Annotated in this window: 15 protein-coding genes; 6 read left to right on the top strand and 9 right to left on the bottom strand. The window is 31.2% G+C overall.

The window, feature by feature from the left end; all coding sequences use genetic code 11:
• Positions 1-15: 15 nt before the first annotated feature.
• Positions 16-678 carry a carbohydrate binding domain-containing protein gene (locus OB7_RS01450; protein WP_114702317.1) on the top strand — a complete coding sequence of 221 codons (663 nt, stop codon included), beginning with the start codon at positions 16-18 and terminating at the stop codon, positions 676-678.
• 93 nt (positions 679-771) lie between these two features.
• Here OB7_RS01450 and OB7_RS01445 read toward each other — a convergent pair whose 3' ends face one another.
• On the bottom strand, positions 772-1,782 hold the full coding sequence (locus OB7_RS01445; RefSeq protein ID WP_249030985.1) for an acyltransferase family protein: 1,011 nt from the start codon (positions 1,780-1,782) through the stop codon (positions 772-774).
• Between the two features lie 119 nt (positions 1,783-1,901).
• Here OB7_RS01445 and miaB point away from each other — a divergent pair, with 119 nt between their 5' ends.
• Genes miaB through OB7_RS01420 form a run of 5 tightly spaced genes read left to right on the top strand, consistent with a single transcriptional unit; the run spans position 1,902 to position 6,631 of the window.
• Positions 1,902-3,191, top strand: coding sequence for a tRNA (N6-isopentenyl adenosine(37)-C2)-methylthiotransferase MiaB (gene miaB / locus OB7_RS01440; RefSeq protein ID WP_114702315.1), 1,290 nt, complete (start codon positions 1,902-1,904; stop codon positions 3,189-3,191).
• Between the two features lie 13 nt (positions 3,192-3,204).
• Positions 3,205-4,068, top strand: coding sequence for a YitT family protein (locus tag OB7_RS01435; protein ID WP_114702314.1), 864 nt, complete (start codon positions 3,205-3,207; stop codon positions 4,066-4,068).
• A 9-nt stretch (positions 4,069-4,077) separates the two neighbouring features.
• Positions 4,078-4,602, top strand: coding sequence for a cysteine hydrolase family protein (locus OB7_RS01430; RefSeq protein WP_114702313.1), 525 nt, complete (start codon positions 4,078-4,080; stop codon positions 4,600-4,602).
• A 15-nt stretch (positions 4,603-4,617) separates the two neighbouring features.
• Complete coding sequence (locus tag OB7_RS01425; RefSeq protein WP_114702312.1) at positions 4,618-5,532, top strand: cation diffusion facilitator family transporter; 915 nt, start codon at positions 4,618-4,620, stop codon at positions 5,530-5,532.
• The gene (locus OB7_RS01420) at positions 5,522-6,631 is read left to right on the top strand and encodes a tetratricopeptide repeat protein (protein ID WP_114702311.1); all 1,110 of its coding nucleotides are present in this window, start codon (positions 5,522-5,524) and stop codon (positions 6,629-6,631) included. Before OB7_RS01425 ends, OB7_RS01420 begins: the two co-directional genes overlap by 11 nt.
• A 34-nt stretch (positions 6,632-6,665) precedes the next feature.
• Here the strand turns inward: OB7_RS01420 and galT are convergent, their stop codons facing one another.
• From galT to OB7_RS01380, 8 genes are read right to left on the bottom strand one after another with little or no spacing between them, the layout of a single operon-like run.
• Positions 6,666-7,664 (bottom strand): galactose-1-phosphate uridylyltransferase, encoded by a 999-nt coding sequence (gene galT / locus OB7_RS01415; protein ID WP_004103892.1) that lies wholly within the window; start codon positions 7,662-7,664, stop codon positions 6,666-6,668.
• A gap of 14 nt (positions 7,665-7,678) precedes the next feature.
• A complete protein-coding gene (locus OB7_RS01410) occupies positions 7,679-9,136 on the bottom strand; it encodes a glycogen synthase (RefSeq protein WP_114702310.1) in 1,458 nt (485 codons plus the stop codon).
• A gap of 5 nt (positions 9,137-9,141) precedes the next feature.
• A complete protein-coding gene (locus OB7_RS01405) occupies positions 9,142-9,771 on the bottom strand; it encodes an MBL fold metallo-hydrolase (protein WP_004103896.1) in 630 nt (209 codons plus the stop codon).
• 19 nt (positions 9,772-9,790) lie between these two features.
• The gene (locus OB7_RS01400) at positions 9,791-11,476 is read right to left on the bottom strand and encodes a sigma-54 interaction domain-containing protein (protein WP_114702309.1); all 1,686 of its coding nucleotides are present in this window, start codon (positions 11,474-11,476) and stop codon (positions 9,791-9,793) included.
• Between the two features lie 2 nt (positions 11,477-11,478).
• A complete protein-coding gene (locus tag OB7_RS01395) occupies positions 11,479-11,889 on the bottom strand; it encodes a secondary thiamine-phosphate synthase enzyme YjbQ (RefSeq protein ID WP_114702308.1) in 411 nt (136 codons plus the stop codon).
• The gene (locus OB7_RS01390) at positions 11,886-12,824 is read right to left on the bottom strand and encodes a D-alanine--D-alanine ligase family protein (RefSeq protein WP_114702307.1); all 939 of its coding nucleotides are present in this window, start codon (positions 12,822-12,824) and stop codon (positions 11,886-11,888) included. The genes OB7_RS01395 and OB7_RS01390 overlap by 4 nt, the downstream gene beginning before the upstream one ends.
• Positions 12,821-14,461: a cobalamin B12-binding domain-containing protein gene (locus tag OB7_RS01385; RefSeq protein ID WP_114702306.1), complete on the bottom strand. Its 1,641-nt coding sequence runs from the start codon at positions 14,459-14,461 to the stop codon at positions 12,821-12,823. Before OB7_RS01385 ends, OB7_RS01390 begins: the two co-directional genes overlap by 4 nt.
• 1 nt (position 14,462) lies before the next feature.
• Complete coding sequence (locus OB7_RS01380) at positions 14,463-15,542, bottom strand: NAD/NADP octopine/nopaline dehydrogenase family protein (RefSeq protein ID WP_114702305.1); 1,080 nt, start codon at positions 15,540-15,542, stop codon at positions 14,463-14,465.
• Positions 15,543-15,546 lie beyond the last annotated feature (4 nt).

Genomic DNA, 15,546 nt, shown 5'->3' with positions numbered 1-15,546 from the left:
AGGAGGAGTGAAAAAATGTCTACTAACCAAATTCTTTTTTACATATCAATTGGTCTTCTTTCTGTCTTACTAATTGGAGGATTTATATTTAATAATATTCCTGCTCCTGTAACATCTCAACAAGAAAATGCAGTTGAAGAAAGCACAACAACAGTTTTAGATGAAAATGAAACAACTTCTGTAACTCCTGAAGTAGATTTAGTAATTAATAACGGAACATTTGATGAACCAATAACAAATGATCCAGAAAATCCATATAGATGGTGGATATGGCAAGCAAGTGATTACAACATAAGTAATGCAAGAGTTTCAAGTTATGGCGTAAAAGATGGATATGCATATTTAAAAGTTAAATACCCCGGAGGAGAAACATGGCACATTCAATTTAACCAATGGATAAAACTTGAAAGAGGAGCAACATATGAAGTTTCATTTAAAGCAAAAGCAGATATTGCAAGAAAAATTTGGTTAAATATAGCACAAAATCACGAACCATGGTCTTCATATTTACCAGAACCGTACATATTAACATATGATCTTACAACTGAATGGCAAACATTTACATTTGAATACACTCATCCTGAAGATGCAGACGAAATAGTAAACTTTAGCTTCCAATTAGGTCTTGACAAACCAACAACAATCTACTTTGATGATATAAGTATAGTAAAAAAATAATTTATACTATTCTTTTAAAAAAGTGGCTTTGGTATAAACCAAAGCCACTTTTTGATTTCTAATACATAAAATTTTTAAATCACATCTCTTTTTTTAACCATTCTGTTTTTTAAAATATTTATTCTCAGCAATACTTGATGAATTCTTCAATAAATAAAACCTTCCCTCAAGTAAATAGATTAAATTCTCAGGAACAATTTTTAAAAATAAGTATAGTATAAAAACAGCCAAAATATAATATATGAACCAATACTTTTCCAAAAATTGCACAGGGTCTTTTATAAATATTGCTAAAGTACCTGGCAACACAATATGATAACCAAGTAGAAATATTGTATTTTTACCAAATAACTCAAAAAATCTTTTGATTTTATCGTTTTTTATCATTTGTGCAAGAGAAATAATTATTATAACAGACGAAAATTCTCCAACATAGGAAAGTAGAGGATAATTTCCATAGCTATTTATTCTCCAATCATCAAATCCGTTAAATGTTGCAACTACAGCTAATAAACCAGAAAAAATTATAAAAAGCAAAAATGGATTTTTAAATTTAAATTTAAAACCTCTGTTTTTCAAAATATATCCTAAATAAAACCAAATTAATCCATGAAGTGCAACACCAATCTTAAAGAACTTCGTCTGTACATTAATTAAAAGGGTTGACAAAATTGATAATATAGGTATAAAATGGATTATTCTTAACTTAATAAATAATATAAAAATTAATTCAGCAACTGCAAACATATACAAATACCATAAAGGAAGGACATTTACCGGAACATCAAATGTTGAATATCCAAAAATAACAAAATTTAAAAAATTTGAAAAAACACTATTGCTATATTCTATAAATATATTCAAAATGTAATAAATGATGTATCCAACTAAACTTAAAAAAACAAATGGTATTAAAAGGTTTAATAATATTTTTTCAAACTTTTTACTAAATTTTCCATCCTTGAATAAGTATCCAGAAATAAACATAAAACTGGCTAAAATGTAAGAAAAATAAACTGCCAGAGAATAGGGAATATATGAATGAACAAAAATAATCATCAATATTAAAATACCTCTTGAAACATCAATTTCTCTAATTCTCATTTTTTCAAATCCCCCCATAATAATTCTAACACATTTAACACTTCTGTTATATTTAATTTGTAGAAAGTTATTTTTAAAATGTTAAAATTATCTCGATAATTATTGTTAGGAGGGAAAAAATGAAATTCTTTATTAAAACATATGGCTGTCAAATGAATGAAAATGATAGTGAAGTTGCAAGATATTATCTTGAACAGGAAGGTTATGAATCTGCTGAAAATGAAAATGAAGCAGATATTGTAATATTAAATACATGTGTTGTTAGAAAAAAAGCAGAAGATAAATTTCTCAGTACTATAGGTGAATTAAGAAAAAAGAATAAAAAAATAGGAGTTATGGGATGTGGTGCTGAAAAACTAAAAGAAGACCTTTTTAAAAGAGGAGTAAATTTTGTTATTGGAACACGCGCAATATCAAGAATACCTGAAGCAGTTGAACTTTCAATAAAAGGAAAAAAAGCAGCAATATTCGATGATAAATTAGATGAAATAGATTATAGAAATATTTTAAAAAGAAATTCAAAACATCATGCTTGGATAACTATTATATATGGTTGTAATAGATTTTGCACTTACTGTATAGTTCCATATACAAGAGGCCGTGAAAAATCAAGAAAAATGGAAGATATTCTCCAAGAAGTTAAAAACCTCTCTCTAAATGGAGTAAGAGAAATTACATATCTTGGACAAAATGTAGATGCATATGGAAAAGACTTAAATGATGGTACATCACTTGCAAAACTTTTAAATGAAACCAAAAATATTGAAAATATAGAAAGAATATGGTTTTTGACATCATATCCAACTGATTTTTCTTTGGATATTGCAAGAGAGATTGCAAGTAGTGAAAAAATCGCCAAAAGCATACACCTTCCTGTTCAACACGGAAGTAATAAAATTTTGAAAAAAATGAATAGACGTTATACAATAGAAGAGTACTATGAATTAATTAAAAGCATTAGAGAAATAGTTCCTGATGCCTCCATTTCAAGTGATATTATAGTTGGCTTTCCTGATGAAACTGAAGATGACTTCCAACAGACGGTAAAGTTAGTAGAAGAGATAAAATTTGAAAGATTAAACCTTGCGATATATTCCCCACGTGAAGGCACTATTGCATGGAAATATTTTGAAGATAACGTGCCACGTGCAATAAAAACAAGAAGAATGGCGTATCTTTTAAATCTTCAAAAAGAAATAAACAAAATGCTTAACGAATCTTACCTAGATAAAACAGTAGAAGTAATAGTTGAAGAACGTGCAAAATCCGGATTATTCTATGGAAGAGATATTAGAAACAAGATTATCGCCTTTGAAGGCGATGAAAGCCTAATTGGCAAAAAAATTCTAGTGAAAATAAAAAAAACTACCGCAGGTCCATTATATGGAGATATAATAAAAATTATATAAAGGGGGTAGAAAAATGGCAAAAAACATTCCATTAAGAGAAACTATTAAAGAATATATTTTTTCTACAATAGGAGTTATACTAACTGCCCTTGGATTAGTTATATTTTTAATTCCAAACAATATAGCAGCTGGTGGTGCTTCGGGTCTTGCTATAATTTTACACTCGATTATTCCATTATCCGTTGGAGTGTGGATGTATATTTTAAATGGAATTCTATTTTTAATTGCCTTTCTAATCATCGGTTTTGATTTTAGTTATAAAACAATATACTGTACATTCTTATTAAACTTTTTTATTGACCTTTTTGATAGAATTATTCATATTCCTACATACAATGGAGGAGACTTGATCCTTGCGGTATTTTTTGGAGATATTTTAACGGCAATTGGTATGGCAATAACCTTCTCACAAAATGCTTCTACAGGTGGTACTGATATACTCGCAAAGATATTTAACAAATTCTTTTCAACTCCAATGGGTACAACATTACTAATAATAGACTTCACCATTGGTTTCTTTGCTGGCGTTGCTTTCAATCCAAAAATTGGTATGTACTCAATTCTTGCTATAATTATAAATGGCATTACAATTGACTTTGTTCTCAAAGGTTTAGAACTTGCAATAACGGTTACAATAATCTCAGAAAATAATAAACCAATCGAAGAATTTATCTTAACAAACATGGGTAGAGGATTCACATATCTTAAAGGAAAAGGCGGTTATACCAAAAAAGATAGAGACATTATCTTTGTCTCCATTAGAAGAAGAGAGCTTGGGGAATTAATAAATTTTGTTAAAAAGGTGGATCCTAACGCTTTTATGATAGTAAACGAGTCAAGGTATGTTCTAGGGGAAGGCTTCAAAAGGAATTTGTGAGGTGAGAGTATGAAAGCCTTAATGATAATTGATATGCAAAACGACTTTGCAAAAAAAGGTGGCGCACTTTACTTTGAAGGAGCAGAAAAAGTTATACCAAAAATTATTGATTTAATAAAAGAGGCAAAAAACAAAAATTTACCAATAATATTAACACAAGATTGGCACGATGAAGATGACAAAGAATTTGAAATTTGGCCAAAACACTGTATAAAAAATACATCTGGTGCTATGATTGTAAGCGAAATACAAGAATTATTAAATGACTACAACAACGTTTACTATATCAAAAAAACAAGGTATTCTGCTTTTTATAAGACAGATCTTGAAAATATATTAGAAAATCTTTCGATAGATGAAGTTGACGTTGTTGGTCTTGTTAGTAATATTTGTGTTCTATTCACAGTTGAAGAATTAAGAAACAGGGATATTAAAGTAAACTTATACAAAGATGGAACCGGCTCATACGATAAGCAGCTGCATAACGCTGCACTAAAAATAATGTCTCAAGTTTTACAGGCAAATATTTTCTAAAGCAGGGAGGATTTGATGGAAAAAAACATTAAAATTGTAACAAGCATTGCTGTTGTAGTAAATACTTTTCTTGCTGCTTTAAAAATAATCATAGGTTTCTTATTTAACAGTATGGCTGTTTTAGCAGATGGGATTGACAGTGCTACAGATATCTTAACGGCATCAATTGTTTACTTTGCAACAAGACTTTCTTCAAAACCACCAGATAAACTACATCCATACGGGCATAGAAAGATAGAAAACATAGGTGCGAAAATAATTTCATTTATTGTTTTTTATGCGGGTATTTCACTTTTAATTGAGAGTATCAAAAGATTAGTTACACATAATTATACTTTAATACAAGGAATAATTCCAATAACTGTAACACTTATATCAGTTATCTTTAAGACATTTTTGTTTATAATAGAATATAGAATTGGCAAAAAATACAAAAGACCTTCATTAATAGCAGAAGCTTTAAATATGAGAAATGATATACTCCTTTCATCGATCGTATTTTTTGGAATACTTTTAAACAAAATTGGTCTTTCTTTCATGGATCCTTTGGTTGGAATGATAATGTCTGTTATAATTATTAAAGTAGCATTTGAAATATTTAATGAAAACGCTGTTGCACTCCTTGATGGAATAAAAAAAGACGAAGAGTGGATTTACGATGAAATAATCAATTTGTGTAATGAATGTGAAGGTGTTAAAAATCCACATAAGATAAGAATTAGGAAAATTGGAGAATGCTTCGACATTGATATGGATATAGAGGTTGATCCTAAAATAAATGTTCAAAAATCTCATGAACTTACTTTGTGTATAAAAGATAAAATAAAAAAACTTTTAAATGATAAAGTTTATGATGTTGTCATTCATGTTGAACCTTATCAGAATGTTGAAAATGAACCTTACGGTATCGGGGGGAAAAATGAAAAGTAAAGCTGTAGTCTTAATTTTAATATTCATAAGTATCATCGGATTTTCAGTAACAAAAGATGAAATAATAAATCTTTCCAAAGAAAATCCAAAAGAAGCTTGGAAACTTTACCTTGAATATGTGCTTGATAATCCAACTGATACTTCTCTTGAAACTATGGGAAAAGAATTAAAAGTTAAAATTTCCCTAATGAATGATCCTAGACTTTCATTTTTAATAAAGCAGGATATAAAAGAACTTAAGAATTTTTTAAAGAACACAACACCAAGTGCAACAGAAGTTGAAATAATTTTTCAACTTTTTCCCCAAATAAATGAAATATCTAAAAATACACTTGAGAAACCTGAGTATGACACTTTTCTTGATAATATTATTTTGCTAAAAATAGCAAATCCAGAAATTGATGAAAAAATAAGCGCCCAAAACCTTACAAATTTTTTCCTTAAATATCCTACTATGTTAACATACGAAGTTATAAATATTCTATCTCAAAAAGACTTTTCAAAGGATCTTGGGTACAACATACTAAAATATATCGTGGATAACATTGAAAACTTTGAAGAAGTCCAATATCCAATTCTTAATAGAATAGTAGAATTTGCAGAAAAAATTGGTGGAAAATTTACTTCAAAATATTTAAATGATCTTAAAAAGTATGTAGAATTAAGTAATATCTTAAATGAAACATCTGAAAATATAGATATAAATAAAGCAAAATTAACGATAGAAAATCTTTCAATAAAAAAATATAATTTATCATCAAAACTTGAAAACATTTTAAACAATACACAAAAAAACAATATTAAAGACTCTTCTAAAAAAACAAGTACATCTCAAAATTCTAGCAATAATACCAATTACATAATGATATTGCTCTTAGTAATGCTTGCAATAATTGTAGTTTCATTTAAACTAGTAAGATTTTATCTTTTTTACATACTAGGACTGAAAAAAATGGCAGCAAAAGTATATAAAAAAATTGTTGATAAGGATCCATTAAATGAAGAAAAACATTTAAAGCTTGCACAGTTATACGAAGAGGCTGGAATGTATGACAAAGCATTGGAAGAGTATAACATACTAAAGAGGATAAAAATATAAAACAACCGAAGGCATTTGCCTTCGGTTGTTTTTTTTATAATTCAACATTTTTCAAGTATTTTGAAGCATCTTCAGGTGGAACAGGATTAATATAAAAGCCAGAGCCCCACTCAAAACCTGCCACTCTCGTAAGCCTTGGCATTATTTCAACATGCCAATGATAATAAATCTTTCCTTCCTCGTAAGTTGGCGAGGTATGAATTACAAAGTTATATGGTGGGTTATCAAGAACTTTATATATTCTCTTCAAAGTATTCCTTAAAATAATCGCAAATGTTTTTACTTGGCTGTCCTCAATCTTTCCAAAATCATGAGAGTGAACCTTCGGAGCAATCCATACTTCAAATGGAAATCTTGAAGCATATGGTGCAAAAGCAATAAAATCCTCATTTTCTTCAACAATCCTACGGTTTTCTATTTTTTCTTGAGAGATCATATCACAAAATACACATCTTTCCTTATAATCATAATAGTCTTTTGCTCCGTTTAACTCCTCCAATACCCTTTTTGGAACACTTGGAATTGCAATAATTTGACTATGTGGATGAGGAAGAGATGCCCCACCAAGTGCACCATGATTTTTAAATATCAATATATACTTTAATCTTTTATCTTCTCTAAGTTGTCTAAACCTTTTTACATATGCCCAAACAACTTCTTCTGCCTGTTTGTCATCATACAATGCAAAAGTGCTGCTGTGCTCTGGTGTTTCAACTACTACTTCATGATATCCAAAACCAGCCATTGCATCATACATACCATGTCCATATTTTTCGATTTCTATATCTGGATTAACCGCTGGAAACTTATTTGGAACAACTCTTACCCACCAACCTGGAGAATTAGGTTCTGTATTTTCTGGTCTAAAAGCAAAAATTTCTGGTGGTGTGGTGTGCTCATTTCCATAATCAAAGGGGCAAAAGCCACCTTTTGCTTCTTCCTTTGGAACTGTAAAATCATGAGGTCTTTTTGCACGTTCAGTTGCAATAATAACCCATCTTCTTACAACTGGATCCTTTCTATATTCTGGCATATCTAAATCCTCCCTTAACGCCTTTTATTCAAAGCTTTATTGTATATCTTAACGTATTCATTTGCCGATCTTTCCCACGATAAATCTGTTTTCATAGCATTTTCAATCAATTTTTTCCAGTGACCTTTTTTGTTTTTGAAAAAGTCAACTGCCCTTGCAACGGCCTTTAGTAAGTATGCCGAATCATATTCCTTAAACCCGAAACCATTTCCTTTCATAGCTTCTTCATCATATTCCATAACCGTATCTGCAAGCCCTCCAGTATACCTAACAACTGGAATAGTACCATACCTTAAACTATACATTTGGCCAAGACCGCATGGTTCATACCTTGAAGGCATCAAAAACATATCGCTTGAAGCATAAATTTTTTGAGCAAGTACTATATCAAAAGTAATGTTTGCAGACATTTTATCAGGAAATTCCTTTTCAATCTCTTTAAACATTTCTTCATACTTTTTATCACCCGTTCCAAGAAGTACAAATTGAACATCCATATTTAAAATGTATCTTAAAACCTCTGATAATATATCTAACCCTTTTTGATCAACAAGTCTCGTAATCATACCAATAACTGGAACATCATTAGTTTGTGGAAGATTCAATTCTTTTTGAAGCATTTTCTTATTTTCATATTTTTTCTCAATCTCTTGTAAGCTGTAATTTACATAAATTCTTTTATCCGTTTCAGGATTATATTCATCATAATCGATACCATTTAATATTCCATACAAATCAGAACTTCTAAGTCTTAATACACCATCCAGCTTTTCGCCATACTCTTTAGTTTGAATTTCTTGAGCGTAAGTAGGACTTACTGTGTTAATAACATCAGAGAATAAAATTCCACCCTTTAAGAAGTTAATTTTCCCATAAAACTCAATACCATCAATGTTATATAGATAATCAGGTAAACCTGAAAAATTCATATATGAACTATCAAAAATTCCCTGATAGCCAAGGTTATGTATTGTCAATAGTACAACAGTCTTTGAGAAAAACTCATCATCTTTATACAATGTCTTTAAATATACTGGTACCAATCCCGTTTGCCAATCATTGATATGTAAAACATCAACTTTTTCCCCGAGCACTTTTAATGCTTCAAAAACAGCTGCAGAAAAGTATATTGCCTGTTCGGCCAAATCAGGCCCTTCATATACTTGTTCTGCAGAAAAATAGTAATCATTTGCAATAAGGTAGACAGGAATTTGTGTTCCAGGTATAAATGTTTGATAAATATCAAATTTTTCATCCGTTTTTAAATTTGGAACACTAATATTTTCTTTTATCTTTCTTAGACTATATGAAAACTTTTCTGCATTTTTTTCTACGATCTTATGCTTTGGCATTATAACAATTGGTTCAACTGAAAATTTTTTAAGATATTTTGGTAAAGCCCCTACAACGTCAGCAAGTCCCCCTACTTTAGCAAATGGATATACTTCATAAGAAACAAGTGCAACCTTCACGGTTTTCACCTCCAATTTTCCAAAAACACCCCACTATCGTGAGTTAAAACCAAATAATCACATTTATTAACCATTTCTCTAACAAATCTTGCACAATCGTCATCTCTTAGCATTCTCATTATATCATAAAACTCTACTCTAGTCATAACAATATCTCCTGCAAAAAACACCTTTCCCATATTTTCTGTATCTACAACAAAAGAACAATGCTCCTTTGAATGCCAGGGTGTATGATACACATTAATTTTATCAAATAATATATCACCATCCTTAAATGTTTGGAACGCATTCCAAGAGTCTATAATCATCTTGTATTGCTTTCCAACTATCATACCAAATTTCTCGTAATTCTTCTTTAAAAAGTTTTCATGCAAATGAACCGTAGCGTTTTTAAAAAAGATGGAGTTATAAGCATGGTCAAGGTGAAAGTGAGTAAGTACAATATCTGTAATATCTTCAGTCTTTAAATTTCTTTTTTTCAATTCCTCCTCCAAGATTGAATGAGTTACATAATCTCCAGGTTCTATAAGAATTTTTCTATCACCATCTTCAAGCAATACAATGGTAGAAAATGTCGCTTTTGCTCTGCTTGGAACACTAATTATTCCACCCTCAAGTAGTATATCCATTTTCATAGCATGGCCCCTCCTTTTTCTAAATCAAACCATATTTTTCCATTTTATAGTACAAAGTCCTCAAGCTTATACCTAACTTTTTTGCTGTCAAATTTCTATCACCTTTATTTTCTCTTAATGCAGCTTCTATAACCTTTCTTTCAAAATCCTCCACAAGTGATTTTAAAGATCCCTCATACTTAGTTTGATTAGTATTTTCCAAAAAGAGTGTTGGAAAATGCCTTTTATCTAAAATATTCTCTGTAATTGACATATTAATTATTGCCCTGCCAATAACATTTTCTAGCTCTCTAACATTTCCAGGCCAATCATATGACTTTAAATATGAAATAGCATTATCAGTAATTTTTGTAATATTTCTTCTATACTGATTGCTTATCTTCTTAACAAAGTGATTTGCAAGTTCATCTATATCTTCTTTTCTCTCCCGAAGCGGTGGAATAAATATTGGAAAGACATTTAGTCTATAGTAAAGCTCCGATAAAAATTCCCTTCTTTTAAGCATTTGTTCTAAATCCATATTTGTAGATGCAATTATTCTTACATTTACCTTTTTTATTCTATTTGAACCAACTGGAATAAATTCACCGTTTTCAATAAACCTAACAATTTTTGCCTGTAACGAAAGCGGCATCTTACCAATTTCATCTAAAAATAATGTACCACCATCTGCTTCTTCAATAAGTCCGACCTTTTCTCCTTTTGTGCCCATAAAGGCATCTTCTACATATCCAAATAATTCAACCTCAAGCATATTTTCAGGAATCGCCGCACAATTAACCGTAACAAATGGCTTATCAGATCTATTACTTGCATTGTGAATCGCATGTGCAAATAACTCTTTTCCCGTACCACTTTCACCCCTAAGTAATACCGTTGCAGGGGTCTTAGCAACCTTTTTAGCTTGCTCTTTTGCTATTAACATTTTTTCACTTTGACCAATAATATCATCAAAAGTATATTTTGCCTTTATATGTCTTATATACCTTTTTACAGCTTCAAGCTCTTTAGTCAAATTTAAAATCTCAGAAACATCATGAACAACAGCAACACTCCCACGAAATTCACCTTTAACAAAAAGTGGTAAAGCATTTACTATAACTTCTCTTTTGGAAGGGTAAACCTTTAACCTTGCATTATAAATTGGCTTTTTAGTTTTAGAAATCATCATATGAATACTTTCACCTTCAGCAATATCTACTGTTGCAGGTTTTCCTATAACATCTTCAGGTTTTAATCCCGTAATTTTGGTATAAGCTTTATTTACTAAGACTACATTTCCATTTTCATCAGCAACTGATATAGCATCATATGTAGAATCAATTATTGCCTTCAGCCTTGCTTCAATTTGATGAAGATTGGTAATTTCCTCTGCAAGTTTTCGCATGCTAGTTATATCTCTAAATACTGCAACAGCACCAACAACATTATCATTTTCATCTTTTAAAGGCATCCTAGAAGTAATTATTATGTTATCTCCAACATTTTGCACCTCATCAACCTCTGGAATACCTGTTCTTACAACTATATGGAGTCTTGTATTTGGAATAACTTCAACCACATGTTTTCCTAAAAATCCATCTTTCAAATTTAAAAGACGCACGGCCATCTTGTTTATATACAAGATCCGTGCGTCACTATCAACTATTATTACACCTTCAATAATAGATTCTAACACAGTTCTATAAAACTTCATTAGTTCCATAATTATTCACCAATAACCTTCACAACTACTCTTTTTCTTCTCTGTCCATCATATTCGGCGTAAAAGATCTGCTCCCAAGGCCCAAGATCAAGTTTCCCGTTTGTAACAGGTAGCACCACTTGATGGTGTGTCAAAATCCTTTTTAAATGTGCATCTCCATTATCTTCGCCAGTCCAATGATGGTTATAATCTCCAACTGGTGCGAGTTTTTCAAGCCACTCCCATATATCTTTGTGTAAACCCGATTCATCATCATTTACAATTATACCAGCAGTTATATGCATTGCCGATACAAGACAAAGTCCCTCTTTTATACCGCTTTTTTCTACAATTTCCTCAATAGTATCTGTAATCCTTATGAGTTCTTTCCTTTTTTTAGTATTAAACCAGAGATATTCAGTGTAACTCTTCATTTAAGTCCCCACCTTTCCATTGATATTTCTAAAATTTTCAAAATTAAATCATCATATTCATATCCTGCAGCTTTCGCCATTTTTGTTATGTCTGAATATACTGGAACAAGCTGAGGAGCTGAATTAACTTCCAAGAAGTATATCTCATCATCCCTAATTCTAACATCCATTCTTGCATAATCTCTAAGATTTAATACTCTAAAAAGTTTTTTAGCATAAAATTCAAGTTTTTCTTTTACATTATTTGAAATTCTTGCAGGGCATATATAATTAGTCATCTCACCATAATTATGCTTTACATTGTAAGAATAAAATCTTTCAAGACCTTCTGGAAGGGTTGAAAAATCTATCTCCAAAATTGGCAAAACTTCTAAACTATCCCCATTTCCTATTATACCAACACTTAACTCTGTACCATCAATAAATTCTTCTACAAGTGCTGGTTGTTTAAACTCTTCATGTATATACTTTACCATTTTTTGTAGAGCTTTTAAATTATCAACTACGCTATCTTTTGAAATACCACGTGCACTTCCTTCACGTGGTGGCTTTACTATAAAGGTGCCATTATCTATTTTCTCTGGAATTTGTCCTAGATCATATACATAAAATCTTGGTGTTGGAATGTTATAATGCTGCATAATTATCTTAGTAGTTATTTTATCAAGACACAATGAATGTGAATATGCATTTGAAGAAGTATATGGAATATTTAACAAATCTAGGAGAGCAGGAACATGAACTTGTATTGTTTCCTTTCCACCCTTATTTGATAGATTAAACACAAAATCAAAATCTTTTATTTTATTGATAAAATTCTCATCAAATTGTACTACTTCACAATTATATTTTTTAGACACTGCATTTTTTACCGCCTCAACCATTCTTTTTTCTTCATCATTGATATTCTTATCACAAACAATTGCTATCTTCACATTCCCGCCTCCTTTCTTATAATTTCCAACCTCTTCTCTTCAGTAAGTATTTTACCATTTTCATCCACAGCATAACATGCACCATCTATAATTTGCGTTTCAAACCTTCCTTTTGCAACAGACATACCTTTTAATCCTGGAGCATCTAAAATCCCTAGCTTTACTGCATTATATATTACTTCAGGTTCTATCAAAGGATCATCGAATTCTTTTCCAATTTGCTTAATTGCATCAATTATCATCATGGCTTCATTCTTTAACACTTCCACTCTATTTCTAATCGATTTGTCTTCCAGAAAATCGGGAAGGCCATTCATCGCATTCCTCATTGCCTGCTTTACCATTTTTACACTTTCTATGATTTCTTTACTAGTAGCACGCCTTATTGCTTCTGAATAAGAAACCACATGAATTATGTCAGGCTTTAAATACATTCCATAAAACATGGTACTTACAAGCTGCCCCATTGCAGAATGTTCATCAGCAGGGAATGATAAAAGTCCAGTTCTTATCATAGTATACGAAGTAAAGGCTTCATCCTCCAAAGTTTCAATCAATTGCTTTTTTGCAATATGCTTTGCAAGATCAAATTTTGGTGAAAGACCTGGTGGTGTGCTCAACATGTATTGCGCAACATAATGTCTTACTCCTAACTTTTTAGCATTGTATGCTGCAAGATAAAACGTTGCAACTTCCATTGCATCATGTGCATACCTCAATGACCATTGGTGAGCTTCATTTATTTCTACTGGAACATTATTTTCAGCATTCCATTTTATTGCTTCTTGATTTTCCTTTATTGCTTCAAGCAATGGTCTATCAGATCTTCTATCAAGATCGGAATACCATGTTAAAGGTATAGCTGCCCATGCGTTATTAATCGTATCTTTAAGTAATTTGGAAAATTCAACCAAATTTCTTGTTCCAGAATAACATCTCATTAGTGGGTAATTGCCTGTTCTTGAAGCATTATAGAGTCTAATAAAATCTTCTTTCGTCCTAATTGGTGCCCCACCTGCACCGTCTTGTTTTCTATCCATCTTTTCAGGTTCAAAAAAATACTGCTGACAATTTTGGTCAGGTGCAAGTGAAATAATATCAAGTAGGCCAGATTCAGCAAGAATTCTTATATGCTTTTCCGTTTCCTCTAGACTTGCAAGCCCTATATGATGCCTAATAAGAGGATAAGGCCTTTTGTAAATTATTCTCTCAGGTAAAAACTGTGGAGGTATTTCTTTTTTTTCCTTATCCTTTTTTGCGTTCCTGAGCCATAAAATAACTTCGTCAATGTCTTGTGAACCATCAAAAATTTTAGAAATAAACTCAAATTTTCTTGCAACAGCTGCCGTTTCAACTGTTCCACCAAATATGTAAACCTTATCAAGTAAATTCTTTTCTTTTATCATTTTATAAAACTCATTTAAAAGCTTTTCAAGTGCTTTGGGATCAAGTCTGTATGAAATAGCAACTATATCTGGATCACTCTCTACAATTGCACCAACAAATTTTTCTAAAGGAACTGCCCCACCAAGGTAAATTGATTTATAGCCCTCTTTTTCTGCAAGCTTTAAAAAATTCAAGACACCAGCAACATGTACACAGCTACCTATCGAACCACCTAAAATCTTCTTCACCATTTCACACCCCCTTGTATATCAGATTCTTTATCTCATCAAGGCTTAATTTACTAATTCCTAAACGTTCCAAGGTCCTACCTTCTCTATAAAAATCACGCCCCATCATTATTGAAGACAGGTAAATAATAGAATCTATCGCGGGAGTATTTATACCTAATTTTTTTGCCATTTCAGATATTGGAACAAGGCTCATAGGCACATCTTCAAATATATATCTATTTTGAAGACTCGGCGGTGCGATAATTCCTTGGTAGCCAGCATTGTTATGTATAGCTTCATACAAGTTGTTACCTAAAACATCGTATGCATAATTTAACCAATCTTTTGCCGTCATTGGCTCAATTCCAAGTGTTCTTGCAACAGAACATCTTTCTGCATCTATCTTTTCTAGAACTCTTGCAACTGAAGGAGTAATACCTTCAAGATAAAATTCAAACTTTCCAAACGTGCTTTCAACACGTCCGGAGTTAAGAATAAGAGTTGCTGGATGAAAAACCGCACCAATGTTATTAAAACTAGTATAAATTATAGAATCCACTACATGAAACTCGGGGACTATATCTTCAATAACCTTTTTCAATTTTTCATTTTTTGTCGATGGAATTGCAGAAATTGGAACAGCATTTTTAACCCTAAATATGTGAGAAACTCCAGGATTGGAAGTTCTAGAGGCAAAAAGAAAGGTCTGAGTCTCTGCTATTATAACATCCTTATCTACCCGATTCTTTCTAAATATGTTATAAAACTCAAGTGCACCAAACGTTCTACCTGGATTTAAAATAAAAATTTGACCATCTTTTACGTATTTTGAAACTTTTTCCGCAATATCTGCATGTGCAAAAGCTGGAACAACGATCATTACTAATTCTGCATCTTTTAAGGCTTCTTCCAAGTTATTTGTAACATTCTTTATTTTTACACTACCAGTAATTTCTCCTTCCAATTTTATAACTCTAGATTTGATAAAGGATGAAATTCTTTTTAAGCTTCTGTTATATAAAGTAACAGCAAATCCCCTCATAGCTAAAAAACCAGCAAGAGCAAGTCCTCCGTTTCCTGCTCCAATAACTGTAATGTTCATTTTT

The organism is Thermosipho africanus Ob7, from assembly GCF_003351105.1.
GTDB classification, from domain to species: Bacteria; Thermotogota; Thermotogae; order Thermotogales; family Fervidobacteriaceae; genus Thermosipho; species Thermosipho africanus.
This window is presented reverse-complemented; position numbering and strand designations above follow the sequence as displayed.

What these genes read in the sequence shown, in the direction of transcription:
- miaB (WP_114702315.1), top strand. Translation starts at nt 1,902, where the DNA reads ATGAAATTCTTTATTAAAACATATGGCTGTCAAATGAATGAAAATGAT.
- OB7_RS01445 (WP_249030985.1), bottom strand. Translation starts at nt 1,782, where the DNA reads ATGAGAATTAGAGAAATTGATGTTTCAAGAGGTATTTTAATATTGATG.
- galT (WP_004103892.1), bottom strand. Translation starts at nt 7,664, where the DNA reads ATGCCAGAATATAGAAAGGATCCAGTTGTAAGAAGATGGGTTATTATT.
- OB7_RS01405 (WP_004103896.1), bottom strand. Translation starts at nt 9,771, where the DNA reads ATGAAAATGGATATACTACTTGAGGGTGGAATAATTAGTGTTCCAAGC.
- OB7_RS01400 (WP_114702309.1), bottom strand. Translation starts at nt 11,476, where the DNA reads ATGGAACTAATGAAGTTTTATAGAACTGTGTTAGAATCTATTATTGAA.
- OB7_RS01395 (WP_114702308.1), bottom strand. Translation starts at nt 11,889, where the DNA reads ATGAAGAGTTACACTGAATATCTCTGGTTTAATACTAAAAAAAGGAAA.
- OB7_RS01420 (WP_114702311.1), top strand. Translation starts at nt 5,522, where the DNA reads ATGAAAAGTAAAGCTGTAGTCTTAATTTTAATATTCATAAGTATCATC.
- OB7_RS01380 (WP_114702305.1), bottom strand. Translation starts at nt 15,542, where the DNA reads ATGAACATTACAGTTATTGGAGCAGGAAACGGAGGACTTGCTCTTGCT.
- OB7_RS01385 (WP_114702306.1), bottom strand. Translation starts at nt 14,461, where the DNA reads ATGGTGAAGAAGATTTTAGGTGGTTCGATAGGTAGCTGTGTACATGTT.
- OB7_RS01425 (WP_114702312.1), top strand. Translation starts at nt 4,618, where the DNA reads ATGGAAAAAAACATTAAAATTGTAACAAGCATTGCTGTTGTAGTAAAT.
- OB7_RS01430 (WP_114702313.1), top strand. Translation starts at nt 4,078, where the DNA reads ATGAAAGCCTTAATGATAATTGATATGCAAAACGACTTTGCAAAAAAA.
- OB7_RS01450 (WP_114702317.1), top strand. Translation starts at nt 16, where the DNA reads ATGTCTACTAACCAAATTCTTTTTTACATATCAATTGGTCTTCTTTCT.
- OB7_RS01435 (WP_114702314.1), top strand. Translation starts at nt 3,205, where the DNA reads ATGGCAAAAAACATTCCATTAAGAGAAACTATTAAAGAATATATTTTT.